Source organism: Paraburkholderia sp. 31.1 (assembly GCF_014397645.1).
In the GTDB taxonomy this organism is placed as follows: domain Bacteria; phylum Pseudomonadota; class Gammaproteobacteria; order Burkholderiales; family Burkholderiaceae; genus Paraburkholderia; species Paraburkholderia tuberum.
Genome location: NZ_VZQN01000046.1, coordinates 20,678 through 39,988 on the forward strand (window position 1 = coordinate 20,678; position 19,311 = coordinate 39,988).

Here is a 19,311-nt window from a genome sequence, read left to right on the forward strand (position 1 = left end):
GCGCATCGCTTACAATCGCCGCCATGAATACCTCGACTTCTCCCCCTCTCCCGATTCCCCCCGGCCATAGCACCGCGCCGACGCTGCCGCGCATCGCGGTGCTCGCGACCGGCGGCACGATCGCCGGCGCGGCCCCGGATGCGGCCAATACATCGGGCTATCAGGCGGGCGTCGTCGGCGTCGATCAACTGCTCGCGGCGGTGCCGGCGCTGTCCGCGGTCGCGCGAATCGCGCCCGAGCAGATCGCCAGCGTCGACAGCAAGGACATGTCGCTGCCGCTGTGGACCACGCTCGCGCAACGTATCAACACGCTGCTCGCGACGGACGACGTAGACGGCGTGGTGGTCACGCACGGCACCGATACGCTCGAGGAAACCGCCTATCTGCTGCATCTGACCGTCAAATCGGACAAGCCGGTCGTGCTGACCGCGGCGATGCGCCCAGCGTCGGCACTCTCCGCCGACGGTCCGCTGAACCTGCTAAACGCGGTGACGGTCGCCGCGCACGCGGCGGCACGCGGGCAGGGCGTGCTGGTTGCGTTCAACAACCGGATTCACAGCGCGCGCGACGTCGTGAAAACGAGCACCTATGCGGTCGATGCTTTCCAGTCGCCTGAGATTGGCGCGCTCGGCTGGGTGCAGGATGGCCGCGTCGAGTTCCAGCGCGGCGTGGTGCGCGCGCATACGGTCGCGAGCGAATTCGCAATCGATGCGGCGTGGCCGCAGGTGGAGATCGTCACGAGCTATGCGGGCGTGTCGCGGATCGCCATCGATGCGCTGGTGGCCGCGGATGTGCGCGGCATCGTCGTGGCGGGAACGGGCAATGGCTCGATCCACCAGTCGTTGCAGCAGGCACTGGCGGATGCCGCGTTGCGCGGCGTGGCGGTGGTGCGCTCGTCGCGCGTGGGTTCGGGGCATGTGATGCGCAACGGCGCGGCGGCCGACGATGCGCTCGGTTTCGTCAGCGCCGGTTCGCTGAATCCGTACAAGGCGAGGGTGCTGGTGATGCTGGCGCTGGCCGCGGGCCACACTGCGCCGGCGGCGTTGCAGAAGGTGTTCGATACGTATTGATTGGCGAATCCGACAGCCGGACACCCGACGACGACGTCTGACCGACCAAGGCTTCCCCGTCACCGACGGGTGCCGCTGCGGACCCCACTTGCCGCTCTCAGCCCAGAGCGGCGCGATTTGCCCGTTACGCCGCGCCGGCAACCCAAGCTGCCGTGCAACGAACGGGCGCCCCACCTGTGTTCACCGTGACGTCTCCGATGCCGAAGCGGCAACCGGCGGAATCAACGGCGAGCTGAACTGAAGAGGAAGCACGAAGACCTCAAGCCGCCTTCGCTTCCTCGCTATCCGGCGCCTGCGCGACCTCATGATTCGCCATGATTTCGAGCGCGCGCACCATCGCCGAGTGATCCCACGCCTTGCCGCCGTTCGCGGCGCAGACGCTGAACAGTTGCTGCGCGCTCGCGGTATGCGGCAGCGCGATGCCGAGCTTACGCGCGCCATCGAGCGCGAGATTCAAGTCCTTCTGATGCAGCTCGATCCGGAAACCCGGATTGAACGTGCGCTTCGTCATGCGCTCGCCATGCACTTCGAGAATCCGCGACGACGCGAAGCCGCCCATCAGCGCGCGCCGCACGCGCTCTGGGTCGGCGCCCGAGCGCGACGCGAACAGCAGCGCTTCCGCGACCGCTTCGATGTTCAGCGCGACGATGATCTGGTTCGCGACCTTGCAGGTCTGACCCGCGCCGTTGTCGCCGATCAGCGAGATGTTCTTGCCCATCAGTTCGAACAACGGCTTGGCCAGCGCAAAGGCTTTCTCGGGACCGCCGACCATGATCGTCAGCGACGCATCCCGCGCGCCGATTTCGCCGCCGGACACCGGCGCATCGAGATAGTCGACGCCGAGCGCGTTGATCTTCTTCGCGAACGCCTGGGTGTCGAGCGGCGAGATCGAGCTCATGTCCATGACGAGCTTGCCTTTGGTGAGGCCGGCGGCGACGCCGTCGTCGGCGAACAGCACGTTGGCGACGTCCGGCGTGTCCGGCACCATGATGATGACGATGTCGGCGGCCTGCGCGACCGCGGTCGAACTGGCGACCACGCTCGTGCTCTTCGCGATGTCGTCCGGTACCGGATACGCGCCGTTCACGAACAGCGAGTGACCGCCCTTGATGAGGTTGCGCGCCATGTGCGCGCCCATGATGCCGAGTCCGATGAAGCCGATCTTTGCCATGTGTGTGAATCTCCAGGGTTATAGGGGGCGTGCGTTGAGGCTTCAGGGTTCCATCAGGAACCCCAAGGCGCCTCAAGCCGCCGCATGCGCCGCGCCGCGCCACGCACCTGACCTGCCACGCTTTGCACCCAGCCGAGGCCGGCATCGGTCGTCGTGCGCGGCTTGTATTCGCAACCGACGTAGCCGTCGTAGCCGAGCGAGTCGAGCAGCGCGAACAGATACGGATAGTTGATCTCGCCGGTGCCCGGTTCGTGCCGCCCGGGGTTGTCCGCGAGCTGGATATGCGCGATCTGCGCGAGGTTCTTTTCGATCGTCGCCGCGAGTTCGCCTTCCATCCGCTGCATGTGATAGATGTCGTATTGCAGGAACAGATTGTCCGAGCCGACCTCGCGAATCACGTCGAGTCCATCGCGCGAACGGTTCAGCGCGAAGCCCGGAATGTCGTACGAGTTGCATGGCTCGACGAGCAGCCGGATGCCGGCCTTCTTGAGCTCGCGCGCGGCAAAGCGCAGGTTGTCGACGATCGTTGCGCGGGCGGTGTCGGCGTCGACGTTCGCGCCCGGAATGCCGACGAGGCAGTTCAGTTGCGGCACCTTCAACGCGCTTGCGTATTCGATCGCGCGGCCCACGCCTTCCTGAAACTCGGCGACCCGATCGGGCAGGCACGCGATGCCGCGTTCGCCGGCTTCCCAGTTGCCGGCCGGCAGGTTGTGCAGCACCAGCTTGAGGCGGTTCTGTTGCAGACGTGCGCTCAATTCGGCGATCGAATACGGGTAGGGAAACAGGAATTCGACGGCATGAAAGTCGGCGTTGGACGCTGCCGCGAAACGGTCGAGGAACGGCACTTCGTTGAACAGCATCGTCAGGTTCGCTGCGAATTTAGGCATGGTGCTTTTGTCTCTCAGGTCGGTCAGGGAGTGGCGCGCTGGTCGTGATGAGGCGAGGGCGCGGAGCATGAACTCAGCCCTCGCGCATCGAGCGCGCTGAATGCTGCGAATACCGCGAAGACGCAACGCTCAATCGAGCAGGCTGATCGCCGTCGGCGCGTCCTCGCGCTTTTCCGCGAGTTCCTCGAACTCGTTGATCGCGTCGATCTCGGTGCCCATCGAGATGTTGGTCACGCGTTCGAGAATCACTTCGACGATCACCGGCACGTTGAACTCGGCCAGCATCGACTGCGCTTTTTGCAGCGCCGGTTTCAGCTCTTCCGGCTTGAACACGCGAATCGCCTTGCAGCCGAGACCTTCGGCGACGGCGACGTGATCGACGCCATAGCCGTTCATCTCCGGCGAGTTGATGTTCTCGAAGCCGAGCTGCACGCAGTAGTCCATTTCGAACGCGCGCTGCGCCTGGCGAATCAGCCCGAGGTACGAGTTGTTCACGACGACATGCACGTACGGCAGCTTGAATTGCGCGCCGGCCGCGAGCTCCTCGATCATGAACTGGAAGTCGTAGTCGCCCGACAGCGCGACGATCGGCCGTTGCGGATCGGCCGCGCGCACGCCGAGCGCCGCCGGAATCGTCCAGCCGAGCGGGCCGGCCTGGCCGCAGTTGATCCAGTTGCGCGCCTTGTACACGTGCAGGAATTGCGCGGCGGCGATCTGCGACAGGCCGATCGTGCTCACGTAGCACGTGTCGCGGCCGAACACCTGGTTCATCTCTTCGTAGACGCGCTGAGGCTTCATCGGCACGTTGTCGAAGTGCGTCTTGCGCAGCATCGTGCGCTTGCGTTGCTGGCAATCGGCAACCCACGCGGCGCGATCCTTCAGCTTGCCCGCGGCCTTCCATTCGCTGGCGACTTCGACGAACAGTTCGAGCGCGGCCTTCGCGTCCGACACGATGCCGAGATCCGGGCCGAACACGCGGCCGATCTGCGTCGGTTCGATATCGACGTGCACGAACTTGCGCCCCTTCGTATAGACATCGACGCTGCCGGTGTGACGGTTGGCCCAGCGGTTGCCGATGCCGAGCACGAAGTCGGACGCGAGCATCGTCGCGTTGCCATAGCGATGCGAGGTCTGCAGACCGACCATGCCGGCCATCAGCGGATGGTCGTCGGGAATCGCGCCCCACGACATCAGCGTCGGGATCACCGGCACGCCGAGCGTTTCGGCGAACTTCACGAGCAGGTCTTCGGCTACGGCGTTCAGCACGCCGCCGCCCGACACGATCAACGGCTTGTCGGCATCGTTGAGCAGCGTCAGCGCTGCCTCGATCTGCTTGCGGGTCGCCTTCGGCTTGTAGACCGGCAGCGGCTCGTACGTGTCGATGTCGAATTCGATTTCGGCGAGCTGCACGTCGATCGGCAGATCGACCAGCACCGGGCCCGGGCGGCCCGAGCGCATCAGATGGAACGCCTGCTGGAACACACGCGGCACCAGCGCCGGCTCGCGCACGGTCACGGCCCACTTGGTGACGGGCTTGGCGATCGATTCGATATCGACGGCCTGGAAGTCTTCCTTGTACAGACGCGCGCGCGGCGCCTGGCCTGTGATAGCCAGAATAGGAATCGAGTCGGCCTGCGCGGAGTACAAACCGGTGATCATGTCGGTGCCGGCGGGGCCCGAGGTGCCGATGCACACGCCGATGTTGCCCGGCTGCGCGCGGGTGTAGCCCTCGGCCATGTGCGATGCGCCCTCCACATGGCGCGCGAGCACGTGGCTGATGCCGCCGGCTTTGCGCATCGCCGAGTAGAACGGGTTGATCGCGGCGCCCGGCACGCCGAACGCCGTATCGATGCCTTCTTTTTCGAGCACCAGAACAGCGGCGTCGACGGCTCTCATTTTGGCCATGAATGTCTCCTCAAGGTCGGGAATTACGTCGGTTGAGGGACACTGTAGGCCTGCGCCAAAGGTTTGATAAGATCAGTCCGGGTCGCTTATTCCGAAACAAAAAGTATGGAATGACGTGAAGCCCGGCGCACGGCCGGCATCAGCCCGACAAGAGACAGGTGGGAGACGAGCATGGACCGCTTCAAACAGATCGAAACCTTCGTGCGGGTCGCCGATGCGGGCAGTCTCGCGGCGGCGGCGCTTGAGGAAGGGGTGTCACCGGTGATTCTCGGGCGGCGCATCGATGCGCTCGAGAAGCGCCTCGGCGTGAAGCTGATGTATCGCACGACACGGCGGCTCGTCGTCAGCGAGGACGGCGCCGCGTTTCTCGAACGCTGCCGCGGGCTTCTCAGCGAATGGGATCAGGCGGAAAACGAACTGAGCGCGGGGCGCCGCGCGGTGAACGGCCATCTGATCGTGTCGGCGCCCGCCGCGTTCGGGCGTAAGCACGTCGCGCCGCTCGCGCCTGCATTTCTGCGCGACAAACCCGAGTTGCAGATGTCGTTCAATCTGACCGACCGGGTCGTCGATCTGGTGCGCGAGGGCTACGATCTGTCGATCCGCATCGGCGGCGCGGTCGATCCGAACTTCGTCGCGGTGAAGCTCGCGTCGAACCGGCGCGTGGTGTGCGGTACGCCCGACTATTTTCGCCGACACGGCAAGCCGAAGACGCTCGAGGATCTGCCGGCCCACAACTGTCTCGCGTTCAATCTGCAAGGCGGGCAGAACCGCGGCTGGTATTTCCGCCGCAACGGCAAGCTCGCGACGGTGCGGGTGGGGGGCTCGCTCGACTGCAACGATGGCGAACTGCTGCATCGCTGGGTTTCGGAGGGGCTCGGACTCGGCTGGCGTTCGACGTGGGAAATCCAGCGGCAGCTCGCGCGCGGCGAGCTCGAAACCGTGCTCGACGAATATGCGCTGCCCGATTACGACATTCTTGCGGTCTATCCGCAGCAGCGCTTCGTGCCGGCGCGCGTGCGCTATTTCATCGACTATCTGAAAGACGTGTACGCGAGCGACGACTACTGGAACCGGCCATCGTACTAGCTGGCGAGCGGGGCGCGCAGGCGATCGCGATCTTTCTTGCGAATGGTCGCCTGAGTCGGGAATAAACTCGGTCTATGGCCAGTTCTGCTGTGAAAGACACGTCAGGAACGACACCGCGCGGGACGCGCGACAGCGACCCGCACGACGCAGCCGCCATGCCCTTGGAGGGGCTCACGTGGTCCAGACCGATTCAGACGCCGATGCCGATGCAGCGAAAAGCCGCCGCTTCCAGCAGCTGGCGTTGCCGCATCTCGACGCCGCGTACAACCTCGCGCGCTGGCTGTGCGGCAATCCGAACGATGCCGAGGACGTCGTGCAGGAAGCGTTCATGCGCGCGTTCCGCTTCTTCGATACGTTTCGCGGCGACTCTGCGCGGCCGTGGCTGCTCGCGATCGTGCGCCGCACCTGGTACACGGAATGGCGCCGTCGCGCGCCGTCGCACGACATGCTCGAATTCGACGAAACGATGGACGACGCGACCCTCGACGGCTGGAGCGCGGGCGGCGACGATCCGCAGACGCTGCTGATCCGCGACGAGGATGCACGCCAGGTACACGACGCGTTGGCGCGTTTGCCGGTCGAGTATCGCGAGGTGCTGATCTTGCGCGAGCTCGAGGAGATGGGATATCGGGAGATCGCGGTGGTGGCCGATGTGCCGATCGGTACGGTGATGTCGCGGCTCGCGCGTGGGCGGCGCAAGCTGGCGGAGGTGTTGATGGCGCTGCAGCGAGGCGGGGGGGAGTCGGTTGGCGGGGGGCGCAAAGGCGGGCAGGGTGATCGGCGCGGGTCGACGCAAGCGCCGCTGGAGCAGGGGGCGCAGTCCGGGCGAGTCGTGCAGTCGGCGGCAGTCGCGCCCTCGGGGTCGTCCACGCCCTGCGCGCCGTCCGACCGGCCACCGCGAAGTTCCGGCGACGGCCGCGCGGCATCATCGGCGGTCGTGCCCGCCACCGCAACAGTGACGCAACTCCGGGCGTTTGCCGACGGCCGGCCCCTCAACATTCCCGGCGCTGCCGCCGACCCCGCTCAGGAGACGCCGGATGGACTGTAACGAAGCTCGGCCGCTCCTCGAGGCGAATGCCGATCACGAACTGCCGGCACCCGATGCGCGCCGGGTCCAGCAGCATATCGAGAGCTGCGACGACTGCCGGCGCGCGAGCGACAACCTGCGCGCGCTGAGCGGCGCGCTGCGCGCGGCGCCGTATCATCGGGCGCCGCAGTCGTTGCGGGCGCGGATCGTGGCGGGCTTGCCCGGCGCGGTCGAGGGAGGAACTGCGGGGTTGGCCACGACGGCGGCGCCTGAAGATGCGGAGGAGGAGTCTACCGGCAGCGCTAGCGCCGGGCTGACCGACATGGCGACGTACCAACCTCAGCGTCAGCGTCGTTGGGCGCGGCGGCCCGCGTGGCTTGACCGGTGGCTCAGTGGCTTCAGCGGTCCGGGTCGCTCGGGCGATTCACGCGGCCGGCTAATCGGCTTCAACGGACCGCATGCCGCTGGCGGCGCCAACCGCGTGGTCGCGCGCGGCGGTCTCGCGGTGCTCGTGATTGCGCTGTGTGTGGCCACCGCTGTCCTGACGCTGACGCTGCGCGGTCCCGCCGAATTCACGCCATTCACCGACGAACTCATCGAAAGCCATGTGCGCGCGCAGGTTTCCGGCCGCGACATCGACGTAATTTCGACCGACCGTCACACGGTCAAGCCATGGTTCAACGGTCGGCTCGACTATTCGCCGCCGGTCGAGGACCTCGCGGCGGCTGGCTTCGCGCTGGAGGGGGGCCGGCTCGACTACCTCGCGCACCAGCGGGTCGCGGTGCTCGTGTACCGCTACGGCAAGCACGTGATCGACGTGTATGTGTTTCCGCAGTCCACGACGCGTGGCATTGACGGCGCGGCGCCGGCATCGCTCGCCCACGACGGCTATTCGATCGCGCACTGGGACGCGGCGGGCATGACCTGGTGGGCGATCTCGGACGCCGCACCCGATGCGCTCAAGGGACTCGAAGCGGCGCTCAGAGCGCGTTTGCAGAGCGGCAGCCAGCGCACGGAAGCGGGTTGAGGGGCAAGGACGGCCCGACTTCCGCGACCCCCCACCCTAAGCTCTTGAAAACACATCCGATTCCGCCGCCGAATCGGCGGAATTCCTTGCAACCCGTCCCCATTCGGGTTAGACTCTTGGGCTTCTCACTTGCCGCACCGGTTCCGACGCCCGGGCGGCTTCTATCCAAAAGTCAGCACAAGGAGTGTGTAATGCGTCATTACGAAATCGTCTTTATCGTGCATCCCGATCAAAGCGAGCAGGTGCCCGCCATGATCGAGCGTTACAAGAGCACGATCACGTCGCACGGTGGTCAGATCCACCGCGTCGAAGACTGGGGCCGTCGCCAACTGGCCTACATGATCGAGAAACTCGCGAAGGCTCACTACGTCTGCATGAACATCGAGTGCGACCAGACCACGCTCGACGAGCTGGAACACGCGTTCAAGTTCAACGACGCCGTTCTGCGTCACCTCATCGTCAAGATGAAGAAGGCCGAAACCGGCCCGTCGCCGATGATGAAGGAAGTGCAGCGCGAAGAAGCCAAGAAGTCGGCAGCAGCTCAGCCGACCGAAGCGCAGGCTTAAGACTCGTTATTTAAGCTGCCAGACACGCAGCGTCGCTCCGCTCACGTACACGAAGACATAAACAGGTACATGAACCGGCTGCAACTTACGGCGAGCGTCGTCGAACGCGAACCGGTGCGGTACACCCCCGCCGGCGTTCCGATTGCAAGCTGCACGTTGCACCACCGCACGGAAGTCGTCGAGGCGGGCATTGCCCGTCAGGTCGAACTGACCATGCAGGCGGTCGCCGCGGGCGAAGCGAGCGGTAAGCTCGAAAACTGTCGGATGGGCGTCGAAACGCTCTTCACAGGTTTTCTGGCTAAAAAGCACCGTAACGCGCGAACTCTGGTATTTCACATCACAGCATTGCAGGACATTGGAAAGGACTAATCATGCCCCGCCCGACTGGTAAGAAATTCGACAAGCGTCGTCAGCAACAGAACCCGCTCTTCAAGCGCAAGAAGTTCTGCCGTTTCACGGCTGCTGGCGTCGAGTACATCGACTACAAAGACATCGAAACGCTGAAGGACTTCATCGGCGAGAACGGCAAGATCACGCCGGCACGTCTCACGGGTACCAAGGCGCATTATCAACGCCAGTTGGACACGGCTATCAAGCGCGCACGTTTCCTCGCGCTGGTGCCGTACACCGACCAGCACAAGGCCTAACCCGACGACGCGATAAGGAGCATCCGAATGCAAATCATTCTTCTGGAAAAAGTCGTCAATCTGGGTAACCTCGGCGACATCGTGAAGGTCAAGGACGGTTACGCACGTAACTTCCTGATCCCGAACAAGAAAGCTCGCCGTGCAACGAAGGAAGCCCTCGCTGAATTCGAAGTGCGCCGCGCAGAACTCGAAAAGCACGCCGCTGAAAAGCTGGCAGCCGCTCAGGCTCAAGGCGAAAAGCTGGCAGGCCAGACCGTTCAGATCAAACAGAAGGCTGGCGTCGACGGCCGTCTGTTCGGCTCGGTGACGAACGCTGACATCGCCGAAGCGCTCGGCAAGCAAGGCTTCGCAGTGGAAAAGGCGCAAGTGCGTCTGCCGGAAGGCCCGCTGAAGATGGTTGGCGAGCACCCGGTTCAGGTTTCGCTGCACACCGACGTTCTCGTCGATGTGACGGTGGCCGTGATCGGCGAGCACGTCTAAGCTGACCGCATCTAAGCATCAGGCAGGATCAGCCAGCGTATTGCTGGTGAAGAGCAGGGGCCGGGAAACCGGCCCCTGCTTTTTTTGTGCCCGACTATCTCTCGTATATCCCCGTATTTGCGTTTTTTCCGCTCGCAGCCGTCGCCGGATTGCCCGATAATTCCTCCCCATGAACGCACCGTCCAAAGATCCCCAACTCGAGTCGCTGAAAGTCCCGCCGCATTCGATCGAAGCCGAGCAATCGGTGCTGGGCGGCCTGCTGCTCGATAACGCGGCCTGGGACCGCATCGCCGACTTCCTCGCGAAAAGCGACTTCTACCGCTACGACCACCGCATCATCTTCGAGCACATCGGCAAGCTGATTGCGGCCACGCGGCCGGCCGACGTGGTCACCGTCTACGAAGCGCTCGGCACCTCGGGCAAGGCGGAAGAGGTCGGCGGCCTCGCTTACCTGAACGCGCTCGCGCAGAACACGCCGAGCGCGGCCAACATCCGCCGCTATGCGGAAATCGTGCGCGACCGCGCGGTGCTGCGCCGGCTCGTGTCGGTCGCCGATGAAATCTCCGCCGACGCGTTCAACCCGCAAGGCAAGGAAGTCCGGCAATTGCTGGACGAAGCGGAATCGAAGGTGTTCTCGATCGCCGAAGACGGCGCGCGCGGCACCCAGGGCTTTCTCGAGATCGGACCGCTGCTGACCCAGGTGGTCGAGCGGATCGACACGCTCTATCACACCGCCAATCCGAGCGACGTGACCGGCACGCCGACCGGCTTCGTCGATCTGGATCGTATGACCTCGGGCATGCACGGCGGCGAGCTGATCATCGTCGCGGGCCGTCCGTCGATGGGTAAGACGGCGTTTTCGATGAACGTCGGCGAATACGTCGCGGTCGAGTACGGACTACCCGTCGCGGTGTTCTCGATGGAAATGCCGGGCACGCAGCTCACGATGCGTATGCTGGGCTCGGTCGGCCGGCTCGATCAGCATCGCATGCGAACCGGGCGTCTGACCGACGAGGATTGGCCGAAGCTCACGCATGCGGTGCAGAAAATGAGCGAGGCGCAGATCTTCATCGACGAAACCGGCGGTCTGAACCCGATGGAACTGCGCTCGCGCGCGCGCCGACTATCGCGCCAGTGCGGCAAGCTCGGACTGATCATCATCGACTATCTGCAGCTGATGAGCGGCTCGTCGTCGGGCGAAAACCGCGCGACCGAAATCTCGGAAATCTCGCGTTCGCTGAAGAGCCTCGCGAAGGAGCTCGACGTGCCGGTGATCGCGTTGTCGCAGCTGAACCGCGGTCTCGAGCAGCGGCCCAACAAGCGGCCAATCATGTCGGACCTGCGCGAATCGGGCGCTATCGAACAGGACGCCGACGTGATCCTGTTCATCTACCGCGACGAAGTGTACAACCCGGACAGCCCCGACAAGGGCACCGCGGAGATCATCATCGGCAAGCAGCGGAACGGTCCGATCGGTCCCGTTCGGCTCACTTTCCACGGCCAATACACGAAGTTCGACAACTTTGCGGGCGCGCAGAACTTCTACGGCGGCGAGTGACGCAAGGCGCCGTGGGCTGTTGTAACGGCGCTGTCGCGAGTGCGGCAATGATGGCGGATCGGTACAATATGGCGGTTTTATGTCAGCCATAACGTGACCCATTTCCAGGATCCCAATGTTCGGTCGATTCATGCCCACCGAGGGCAAGTTCTTTGAAATCTTCAATTCGCACGCAACGTGCATCATTTCGGCAAGCCGCGAACTCGAGCTCCTGATCGACAATCTGCAGGACGCCGAAACCCACAAGCAGAACGTACAAAAGGCCGAGAAAGCGGCCGACAAGCTCACGCACGAAGCCATCGACCTGCTGCACAAGACCTTCATCACGCCGCTCGACCGCGACGAGATCCACAAGCTGATCACGACGATGGACGACATCCTCGACCTGATGGAGGACGTCGCCACCGCGATCTCGCTGTACGACGTGCAAGCGGTCACGTCGGAGGCGAGCCAGCTCGCGCATATCTGCACGGCGACCTGCGAGCGCGTGCAGTTCGCGGTCAGCCTGCTGTCGGACATGAAGCAGGCGAGCCAGATCCTGAAGGCCTGCGAGGACATCGACCGGCTCGAATCGGAAGCCGACAGCGTGCTGCGCGCGGCGATGTCGAAGCTGTTCCGCGAGGAAGACGACGTCAAGGTCCTGATCAAGCTCAAGGCGATCTACGAGCTGCTCGAAACGATCACGGACAAGTGTGAGGATGTGGCCAACATCATCGAAGGCATCGTGCTGGAAAACGCATAATGCAATCGATACAACTCGCTATCTGGGTCGTCACCGGCCTGGTTGCCATTGCTTTGGTGTTCGACTTCATGAACGGCTTTCACGACGCGGCGAATTCGATCGCCACGGTCGTGTCGACCGGCGTGCTGAAGCCACAGCAGGCGGTGGCGTTCGCGGCGGCGTTCAACGTCATCGCGTATTTCGTGTTTCACCTGAAGGTGGCCACGACCGTCGGCAAGGGCACGATCGACCCGGACATCGTCGACCACTACGTGATCTTCGGCGCGTTGGTCGGCGCGATCGCGTGGAACGTGATCACCTGGGTCTACGGCATTCCGTCCAGTTCGTCGCACGCGTTGATCGGTGGCCTCGTGGGTGCGGCGCTCGCGAAGTCGGGCTGGGGATCGCTGAACTGGGATGGCCTGATGAAGACCGTCGCGTTCATCTTCATTTCACCGCTGCTCGGCTTCGTGCTCGGCTCGTTTTTCATGCTGCTGGTGTCGTGGCTGTACTTCCGCACGCCGCCTAGCAAGGTCGACCGTCGCTTCAGGCGTCTGCAATTGTTCTCCGCTGGCCTGTACAGCCTGGGTCACGGTGGCAACGACGCGCAGAAAACCATCGGCATCATCTGGATGTTACTGATCGCCACCGGCTTCGCGTCGATGAAGGCGGACGCACCGCCGCTGTGGGTGATCGGCGGCTGCTATCTGTCGATGGGTCTCGGTACGCTGTTCGGTGGCTGGCGCATCGTGCGCACGATGGGGCAGAAAATCACGAAATTGAAGCCGGTCGGCGGCTTCTGCGCGGAGGCGGGCGGAGCGATCACGCTCTTTACCGCCTCGGCGCTCGGCATTCCCGTCTCTACCACGCATACGATCACCGGCGCGATCGTCGGAGTCGGCGCGACGCAGAAGCTGAGCGCGGTGCGCTGGGGTGTCGCCGGCAACATCGTCTGGGCCTGGATTCTGACGATCCCGGCTTCCGCGGTGCTGTCCGGCGGGGCCTGGTGGCTGGGCCACCACTTCCTGTAATCACCATGCGATGCAGATCTGCGCTGCCGGGTTCGGCTGAGTTTGGCTGAACAGCACGCGCGGGCTTCGGCTACATGCCGCCCATGGCATCGCACCGGTGTCCCTACGCAGTTCGACTAAAAAGCGCGTTGCACGACGCGTTCAGATCAGCGGCGCATTCGCACCATCCATCGGAATGATCGCGCCCGTCACATAGCTCGCGCGGCGGCTCGCGAGGAACAGCGCCACGTCGGCGATTTCCTCCGGCTTTGCATAGCGCCCGAGCGGCATCCGGGCCTGGCCGCGCGCCAGCGCTTCGTCATTGCCGATGCCTTGCTGCGCCGCTTCCAGCCGGACCGCTTCCTCGACGCGCTCGGTCAGCGTCGAGCCCGGATTGATCGCGTTGATGCGGATGCCATAGCGCGCGTAGTAGTGCGCGAGGCCGACGGTCGCGAGCATCAGCGCCGCGTTGGCCGCGCCGCCTGCGATATGGATGTCGCTCGCGACCTTGCCGCCCATGCCGATGATATTGACGATCGTGCCCGGCTCGGCACCGCCGTTGGCTTTCGCGCGCTCGGCCATACGGCGCAGCACTTCCTGCTGCGGATAGATATACGGGAAATACTTCGCTTCCATCGTCGCGCGGAATGCGTCGGCATCGAGCGTCTCGGGGTCGTACCGGCGCGCGGCGCCGGCACTGTTGATCAGTACGTCGATCGGGCCCACGGCGGTGCTGACTTCCTCGACGATATCGGCGGCGCTGTGCGCTTCGTGCAGGTCGGCGCGCGTGCGGTGCACGTGGAATCCTTCCTGTTTCAGCTGTTCGTAGGCGCGCGCAAGGTTGGCGGGGTCGCGCGACACGATCGCGACCCTCGCGCCTTCCTGTGCGAAGGCGCGCGCGCAAGCGAAACCGATGCCTTTGCTGCCGCCGGTGATGAGCACCACCTTATTTCTGAGCCCGAGTTCCATGGTCGTTACCCGCCGTCGAAAGAATATCGATGACGATAGCAGATCACGGCGTCAGAAGTTGCCGTTCGCGAAACGGGCGATCGGGTCGTCGCTGCTTTGCGTGGGTGCGGGCGCGCCGTGGGAAGCCGTCGACGCACGCATGAGCTGCACGGATCCAGTGCCTTCGGTCTGCTGCATCTGCCGGGCCTGGCGTTCCGCGATGGAGGCGGGTGGCGGCGGTTCGAATGCATCGGCGGCGGCGTCGATCGGGTCGGGCGAAGGTTGGGCAAGGGTGCGGGCGGTCGTCGCGGACTGCATCGGTTGAGCGGGCGAACGAGCGCCGCTTTCAAACGTGCTCGCCTGAGCCGCGGGGACCATCGTCGCTGCCACGGCGCCCGCTGAGCGTGCCTGCAGCTGCGCGGTGCCGAGGCCCGACGGTGGCGGCTCGAATTGATCGGCTTGCACGACGGGCGTGCCGCCGCCTGCACGGGTCGCCGGCGTCGCGCTCGCGACCGGCCGGGCCGTTGCCATCGACTCCGGGCTGGACAGCGCCGTCGGGCCCGCGTAGGTCGACGCTGCCGGAACTGCCACGGTTGTTGCCGTGCCCGTCGCCGCGGCCGCAGCACCTCGCTCGGTTTGCGGCGCCGCAGCCTGATAGCTCGGCGGATCGAACGGCGCCGGCGTTGCCGCCGGTCCCGCCATCCGGCGGATGCCGTCGAAGCGCTTCGCCCAGTAGGGATTGGTCAGATAGTCGAGCCGCACGGTGCCGCCCGTCGATGGCGCGTTGACGAAGCGCAGCTTGCCCACGTAGATGCCGACGTGCGAATGCGCGCGCCCCGTCGTGTTGAAAAAGATCAGATCGCCTGGCGCGATTTCGTCCGGTTCGATCGACTCGCCGCGCCCGCTCATCTCGGCCGTCGTGCGCGGCAGGTTCACCGACGCCGCGCGCAGCACGACGTACCGCACGAGCCCGCTGCAATCGAAGCCGCTGTCGGGCGTATTGCCGCCCCACCGGTAGGGCACGCCGACGAGACTCATCGCCTGAATGGAGATTTCCTCGCGGCCGATGCTGTGATCGACGAAGTGGGGAAAGCCGGGCGGCGGCGCGCGATAGGCGCCGTTCGCGACGACGCTGCCGCCTGACCCGCGCGACGTCTTCTGCGGCGCGCCGGCACAGGCGGCGAGCAGCAGGACGGGCAGCAGCGATAAGGCGAGTCGGCGCATGAAGACGGCACGGGCGGTAAGCGCCCATTTACTCACTGACGATGTCGGGATGGTAGCCGCCCAACAAGGCTGCGGCAAGAATTGTTGATAAATTACTTGAAGTTTGTGCGCTAAGTGTTGCCTGCGTGGAACGCCGCGCAATAAAAAGGCCGCGTCCGGAACGAACCGGACGCGGCCTGCGATCAAAAGCCGGAAAAAAAACCGGCGAACCTCTAGAGAATCTCCGACGCGTAGTCAGCGAGGCGCGAGCGCTCGCCGCGCGCGAGCGTCACGTGTCCGCTGTGCGCCCAGCCCTTGAAGCGATCGACCACATAGGTCAGGCCCGAACTGCCCTCGGTCAGGTAAGGCGTATCGATCTGCGCGATGTTGCCAAGGCAGATGATCTTCGTGCCCGGACCGGCGCGCGTGACGAGCGTCTTCATCTGCTTCGGCGTCAGGTTCTGCGCCTCGTCGATGATCAGATACTTGTCGACGAACGTGCGGCCGCGCATGAAGTTCATGCTCTTGATCTTCAGGCGCGAGCGGATCAGCTCCTGGGTCGCGGCGCGGCCCCATTCGCCGGCGGCGTCGTCGGTTTTCTGCAGCACTTCGAGGTTGTCGTCGAACGCACCCATCCACGGCTGCATCTTTTCCTCTTCGGTGCCCGGCAGAAAGCCGATGTCTTCGCCGACCGGCACCGTCGCGCGCGTCACGATGATCTCGTTGTAGCGCTTGTCGTCGAGCACCTGCGCGAGACCCGCCGCGAGTGCGACCAGCGTCTTGCCGGTGCCGGCCTGGCCGAGCAGCGTGACGAAGTCGATGTCCGGATTCATCAGCAGGTTCAGCGCGAAGTTCTGCTCGCGATTGCGCGCCGTGATGCCCCACACGTTGTTCTTGTGGTGGCCATAGTCACGCAGCGTTTGCAGCAGCGCGGTCTTGCCGTTCAGTTCGCGCACCAGCGCATGAAACGCGGGCTCGCCGTTCTGCGGCTCCAGATAAACGAACTCGTTGACCAGCATCGATGCGCACAGCGGACCCGTCACGCGGTAGTACGTGGTGCCGGTTTTCGTGTCCTGCCAGCTTTCCATGCCCTTCGCGTGCCTGGTCCAGAAGTCTTGCGGCAGCGCGCGGATACCCGTGTACAGCAGGTCGCTGTCCTCGAGCACCTGGTCGTTGAAGTAGTCTTCGGCGGGCAGACCGAGCGCATGCGCCTTGATGCGCATGTTGATGTCTTTCGACACCAGCACGACCTGGCGATCCGCGCGATCGCGCTGCAGCGCGCGCACGACGCCGAGGATCTGGTTGTCGGCCTTGCCTTCGGGCAGACCTTCGACCGGCTCGATCGCGGTCAGCCGGGTCTGGAAGTACAGCCGCCCGGAGGCCTCGCGGCTGCCCAGACGCGCGAGCGAAATGCCGTCGGCCATGTCGCCCGCGTTCGCGACGAGCGCGTCGAGCGTGCGGCTCACCTGACGCGCGTTACGCGCGACTTCCGACATTCCCTTCTTGTGGTTGTCGAGCTCTTCCAACGTCATCATCGGCAGATAGACGTCGTGCTCCTCGAAGCGGAACAGGCAGCTCGGATCGTGCATCAGCACGTTGGTGTCGAGCACGAAAAGCTTCTGCACCTCGGCTGGCGTGGCGCCCGCGCCACGTTTCTTGCGCGTGGCGGCAGGGCTCGCTGCGGCGGGCGCGGCGGCTGTTTCGTCCGTCCGCTGCTTCGCGGCAGGCGCGCGTGCGACGATCGGCTGCGCTTCTGTCGCGTCGGCTTCGAACTGCGGGCGTGCGGACGGAACCGGCTGCAACAGCGCGGCGGTCTGCCTCGCCTTGCGGCCGCGCGCGGGCGCGGGTTGCGCGGCGGGCGGCGACTCGACGGCGGGCACGGGCCACAACGTGGTGGCGGCGTTGGCAGCGTGCGCCATCGGTGTGGCGACATTGACGCGGCCGTAATCGGCCGACTCTGCGGATTCCCCTTCACGCGCCTGTTTTTTCGCGGTGGAGCGCGCGGGCGTGACGGCTTTGGCCTTGTATTCGTCAGGCGACAAAAGATTGCCGAGCTTGTTGGGGGGAGTAGGCAAAGGCATGGTTTCCCTCGGAATGATCGGGTCACATATCGTGCGCCGCCCGTCGCATTCTGACGATGCCCTCATGGGACATCGAGTCTGCGCGAGGAGGCGCGCATTCGGTCTAGAGATGCCGGTTCGCCTGGTTTTCGATAGGCTCCTTGACGGAAGCGCGCGAACCAATGAACGAACGGTCGCGCGCAATTAAAAAAGCCGCCGCCCCGGCATTCGGGGCAAGCGGCTCGACGATGATGCTCACGTTGCGCCTCACGCTCCGAACGGCACCGGTGGATCCGGTCAGGCGGCCGTCAGGGCTGACGCAGCGGAGAACAATGTGGGGTGGACAGGCACTCATTGCGGGCCAATATAACGCGCATCAAAGCGCTTGTACAGCCTCCAGAATGTCGTCGACGTGGCCCGGCACTTTAACGCCGCGCCACTCGTGGCGCAGCACGCCATCGGCGTCGATGAGGAACGTGGAGCGCTCGATTCCCCGTACCTCTTTGCCATACATTTTCTTCATTTTAATGACGGCGAAGAGGGCGCACAGCGTTTCTTCCGGGTCGGAAATCAGCGGGAAGGGTAGTTCGAGCTTAGCCTTGAAGTTGTCATGCGAACGCAGGCTGTCGCGCGACACGCCGATCACTTCCGCGCCGGCTTTCTTGAACTTCGGATACAGATCGCGGAACTGCAACCCTTCGGTCGTGCAGCCCGGCGTGTTGTCCTTCGGATAGAAATACAGCACCACCTTCTTGCCCCGCAGCTTTGACAGCGTGATTTCGCCGCCCGTCGCGGCGGCGGTGAAGTCGGGGATGGGTTGGTCGACTGCGATGGACACGAGGTTCTCCGGTTGTTGGGGCTGGCGTCGCTAGGTGCCGCGGCGTCGGCCGGTCTGTCGTCGAGGTTGTTGTTGTTCGGGAATACGGTCGGCGCGCGGCTGTCCGATCGTCAGACCCGGCAAGGAAGCGGGTAACAGGCGGGCAACAGGCGGGCAATGGGCGAGCAACAAGCGGCGCGCCTTCTAACGACTCCCGCGTCGCGGGCCTTCAGGGCTGGACGATCAGTTCGCCGGAGCGTCCCGGAATCTCGCCCCACGCGACAGGGTACGATGGCAGCGTGTCGCGGTCTAGCGTGGCGTAGTAATCGCCCATCGTCGCGAACGTGTGGCCCTGGGCGCGCCAGCCTTCGAGCAACTGTTCGAAAACCGGCGCGAGTTTCTGTCCTTCGAGTTCCGCGTGCAGCGTGAACACCTGGTCGTGCGGATTTTTTTCAGTTCGTTTCAGCATCCACGCGGCGACGTTGTGCGTATCGACACCATCGACACCGAGCACTTCGTCGAGCGTCGGGAGCGTGGTCGGCATCTGCACGTGCTTCAGCGTCCTGCCGTCGACCACCGGCAGATATGGCGAGTGGCCGCGGCCGTCGGAAGCGTAGCGCATGCCCCACGCGTCGATCTGCTCGAACGCGTGGCCGTTCATCTGCCAGCCCGCGGCGCCGTGCGTGACGGGCGGCGCGCCGAATATCTCGATGAACCGCGCGTGGCTCCGCTGCATCTGCGCGACGGTCCACGCGCGATCTTTGGCGCGCACGTTGTCCTGCCAGTACACGTGATCCCACGTATGGATGCCGCACTCGAAGCCGGCTTCGTGGATCGCGCGCATCTCGGCCGCGGCCTTCGCGCCGATGTCCGGACCGGGCAGCAGCACGCCGTACATCAACTGCCTGAGGCCGTAATGCTCGACCACCGACGTGCGCGACACCTTCTTCAGAAAGCCCGGCCGCAGCACGCGGCGCATCGCCCAACCGGTGTGGTCGGGCCCGAGGCTGAACAGGAAGGTGGCGCGCGCCTTGAAGCGGTCGAAGATGCGCGCGAGATTCGGCACGCCTTCGCGGGTGCCGCGCAGCGTGTCGACGTCGATCTTCAGGACGATGCGAGCCAAGGACG

The 19,311-nt window shown here is 64.7% G+C and carries 20 protein-coding genes; 11 read left to right on the plus strand and 9 right to left on the minus strand.

Annotation, left to right across the window (positions count from 1 at the left end):
- Positions 1-23 precede the first annotated feature (23 nt).
- Positions 24-1,070, plus strand: a complete 1,047-nt coding sequence (locus F6X37_RS29015) for an asparaginase (RefSeq protein WP_187613689.1) — start codon at positions 24-26, stop codon at positions 1,068-1,070.
- 259 nt (positions 1,071-1,329) lie between these two features.
- Here F6X37_RS29015 and F6X37_RS29020 read toward each other — a convergent pair whose 3' ends face one another.
- The 3 genes from F6X37_RS29020 to gcl form a co-directional block, all read right to left on the minus strand.
- On the minus strand, positions 1,330-2,241 hold the full coding sequence (locus tag F6X37_RS29020) for a 2-hydroxy-3-oxopropionate reductase (protein ID WP_187613690.1): 912 nt from the start codon (positions 2,239-2,241) through the stop codon (positions 1,330-1,332).
- Positions 2,242-2,294: 53 nt separating this feature from the next.
- Complete coding sequence (gene hyi, locus F6X37_RS29025; RefSeq protein WP_187613691.1) at positions 2,295-3,128, minus strand: hydroxypyruvate isomerase; 834 nt, start codon at positions 3,126-3,128, stop codon at positions 2,295-2,297.
- Between the two features lie 129 nt (positions 3,129-3,257).
- Complete coding sequence (gcl, locus tag F6X37_RS29030; protein ID WP_187613692.1) at positions 3,258-5,033, minus strand: glyoxylate carboligase; 1,776 nt, start codon at positions 5,031-5,033, stop codon at positions 3,258-3,260.
- A gap of 171 nt (positions 5,034-5,204) precedes the next feature.
- Between gcl and F6X37_RS29035 the strand changes: the two genes are divergently transcribed.
- The 10 genes from F6X37_RS29035 (at position 5,205) to F6X37_RS29080 (ending at position 13,176) form a co-directional block, all read left to right on the plus strand.
- Positions 5,205-6,119, plus strand: coding sequence for a substrate binding domain-containing protein (locus F6X37_RS29035; protein WP_184043936.1), 915 nt, complete (start codon positions 5,205-5,207; stop codon positions 6,117-6,119).
- A 175-nt stretch (positions 6,120-6,294) separates the two neighbouring features.
- Positions 6,295-7,167, plus strand: a complete 873-nt coding sequence (locus F6X37_RS29040; RefSeq protein ID WP_187613693.1) for an RNA polymerase sigma factor — start codon at positions 6,295-6,297, stop codon at positions 7,165-7,167.
- Complete coding sequence (locus tag F6X37_RS29045) at positions 7,157-8,173, plus strand: anti-sigma factor family protein (protein ID WP_187613694.1); 1,017 nt, start codon at positions 7,157-7,159, stop codon at positions 8,171-8,173. The genes F6X37_RS29040 and F6X37_RS29045 overlap by 11 nt, the downstream gene beginning before the upstream one ends.
- A gap of 191 nt (positions 8,174-8,364) precedes the next feature.
- Positions 8,365-8,739 (plus strand): 30S ribosomal protein S6, encoded by a 375-nt coding sequence (gene rpsF / locus F6X37_RS29050; protein WP_013089311.1) that lies wholly within the window; start codon positions 8,365-8,367, stop codon positions 8,737-8,739.
- A gap of 69 nt (positions 8,740-8,808) precedes the next feature.
- Positions 8,809-9,108: a primosomal replication protein N gene (gene priB / locus F6X37_RS29055; protein WP_187613695.1), complete on the plus strand. Its 300-nt coding sequence runs from the start codon at positions 8,809-8,811 to the stop codon at positions 9,106-9,108.
- 2 nt (positions 9,109-9,110) lie between these two features.
- Positions 9,111-9,386: a 30S ribosomal protein S18 gene (rpsR, locus tag F6X37_RS29060; RefSeq protein ID WP_013588504.1), complete on the plus strand. Its 276-nt coding sequence runs from the start codon at positions 9,111-9,113 to the stop codon at positions 9,384-9,386.
- Between the two features lie 27 nt (positions 9,387-9,413).
- Entirely contained in the window at positions 9,414-9,866 is a 453-nt protein-coding gene (rplI, locus tag F6X37_RS29065; RefSeq protein ID WP_090804561.1) for a 50S ribosomal protein L9, read from the plus strand.
- A 169-nt stretch (positions 9,867-10,035) separates the two neighbouring features.
- Positions 10,036-11,424 (plus strand): replicative DNA helicase, encoded by a 1,389-nt coding sequence (locus tag F6X37_RS29070; RefSeq protein WP_184064847.1) that lies wholly within the window; start codon positions 10,036-10,038, stop codon positions 11,422-11,424.
- A 115-nt stretch (positions 11,425-11,539) separates the two neighbouring features.
- On the plus strand, positions 11,540-12,166 hold the full coding sequence (locus F6X37_RS29075; protein WP_090804567.1) for a DUF47 domain-containing protein: 627 nt from the start codon (positions 11,540-11,542) through the stop codon (positions 12,164-12,166).
- Entirely contained in the window at positions 12,166-13,176 is a 1,011-nt protein-coding gene (locus F6X37_RS29080; protein ID WP_184029113.1) for an inorganic phosphate transporter, read from the plus strand. The genes F6X37_RS29075 and F6X37_RS29080 overlap by 1 nt, the downstream gene beginning before the upstream one ends.
- A 141-nt stretch (positions 13,177-13,317) precedes the next feature.
- Here the strand turns inward: F6X37_RS29080 and F6X37_RS29085 are convergent, their stop codons facing one another.
- The 6 genes from F6X37_RS29085 to F6X37_RS29105 all read right to left on the minus strand — a co-directional run bounded on the left by F6X37_RS29085 (position 13,318) and on the right by F6X37_RS29105 (position 19,306).
- Positions 13,318-14,124: an SDR family oxidoreductase gene (locus F6X37_RS29085; RefSeq protein WP_184003379.1), complete on the minus strand. Its 807-nt coding sequence runs from the start codon at positions 14,122-14,124 to the stop codon at positions 13,318-13,320.
- Between the two features lie 51 nt (positions 14,125-14,175).
- A complete protein-coding gene (locus tag F6X37_RS29090; RefSeq protein WP_187613696.1) occupies positions 14,176-15,327 on the minus strand; it encodes a C40 family peptidase in 1,152 nt (383 codons plus the stop codon).
- Between the two features lie 212 nt (positions 15,328-15,539).
- Positions 15,540-17,387: a PhoH family protein gene (locus tag F6X37_RS29095; protein ID WP_187613697.1), complete on the minus strand. Its 1,848-nt coding sequence runs from the start codon at positions 17,385-17,387 to the stop codon at positions 15,540-15,542.
- Positions 17,388-17,490: 103 nt separating this feature from the next.
- Positions 17,491-17,625: a hypothetical protein gene (locus F6X37_RS37220; protein ID WP_260321379.1), complete on the minus strand. Its 135-nt coding sequence runs from the start codon at positions 17,623-17,625 to the stop codon at positions 17,491-17,493.
- A 117-nt stretch (positions 17,626-17,742) separates the two neighbouring features.
- A complete protein-coding gene (locus F6X37_RS29100) occupies positions 17,743-18,204 on the minus strand; it encodes a peroxiredoxin (RefSeq protein ID WP_090804577.1) in 462 nt (153 codons plus the stop codon).
- 208 nt (positions 18,205-18,412) lie between these two features.
- Positions 18,413-19,306 carry a polysaccharide deacetylase family protein gene (locus tag F6X37_RS29105; RefSeq protein ID WP_090804579.1) on the minus strand — a complete coding sequence of 298 codons (894 nt, stop codon included), beginning with the start codon at positions 19,304-19,306 and terminating at the stop codon, positions 18,413-18,415.
- Positions 19,307-19,311: the final 5 nt, after the last annotated feature.

Bases quoted from the DNA above. Each gene is read 5' to 3' on its own strand.
- F6X37_RS29085 (WP_184003379.1), bottom strand. From the start codon at position 14,124: ATGGAACTCGGGCTCAGAAATAAGGTGGTGCTCATCACCGGCGGCAGC.
- rplI (WP_090804561.1), top strand. From the start codon at position 9,414: ATGCAAATCATTCTTCTGGAAAAAGTCGTCAATCTGGGTAACCTCGGC.
- F6X37_RS29035 (WP_184043936.1), top strand. From the start codon at position 5,205: ATGGACCGCTTCAAACAGATCGAAACCTTCGTGCGGGTCGCCGATGCG.
- priB (WP_187613695.1), top strand. From the start codon at position 8,809: ATGAACCGGCTGCAACTTACGGCGAGCGTCGTCGAACGCGAACCGGTG.
- F6X37_RS29015 (WP_187613689.1), top strand. From the start codon at position 24: ATGAATACCTCGACTTCTCCCCCTCTCCCGATTCCCCCCGGCCATAGC.
- rpsR (WP_013588504.1), top strand. From the start codon at position 9,111: ATGCCCCGCCCGACTGGTAAGAAATTCGACAAGCGTCGTCAGCAACAG.
- F6X37_RS29090 (WP_187613696.1), bottom strand. From the start codon at position 15,327: ATGCGCCGACTCGCCTTATCGCTGCTGCCCGTCCTGCTGCTCGCCGCC.
- F6X37_RS29020 (WP_187613690.1), bottom strand. From the start codon at position 2,241: ATGGCAAAGATCGGCTTCATCGGACTCGGCATCATGGGCGCGCACATG.
- F6X37_RS29045 (WP_187613694.1), top strand. From the start codon at position 7,157: ATGGACTGTAACGAAGCTCGGCCGCTCCTCGAGGCGAATGCCGATCAC.
- gcl (WP_187613692.1), bottom strand. From the start codon at position 5,033: ATGGCCAAAATGAGAGCCGTCGACGCCGCTGTTCTGGTGCTCGAAAAA.
- hyi (WP_187613691.1), bottom strand. From the start codon at position 3,128: ATGCCTAAATTCGCAGCGAACCTGACGATGCTGTTCAACGAAGTGCCG.
- F6X37_RS29075 (WP_090804567.1), top strand. From the start codon at position 11,540: ATGTTCGGTCGATTCATGCCCACCGAGGGCAAGTTCTTTGAAATCTTC.
- F6X37_RS29070 (WP_184064847.1), top strand. From the start codon at position 10,036: ATGAACGCACCGTCCAAAGATCCCCAACTCGAGTCGCTGAAAGTCCCG.
- F6X37_RS29080 (WP_184029113.1), top strand. From the start codon at position 12,166: ATGCAATCGATACAACTCGCTATCTGGGTCGTCACCGGCCTGGTTGCC.
- rpsF (WP_013089311.1), top strand. From the start codon at position 8,365: ATGCGTCATTACGAAATCGTCTTTATCGTGCATCCCGATCAAAGCGAG.
- F6X37_RS29095 (WP_187613697.1), bottom strand. From the start codon at position 17,387: ATGCCTTTGCCTACTCCCCCCAACAAGCTCGGCAATCTTTTGTCGCCT.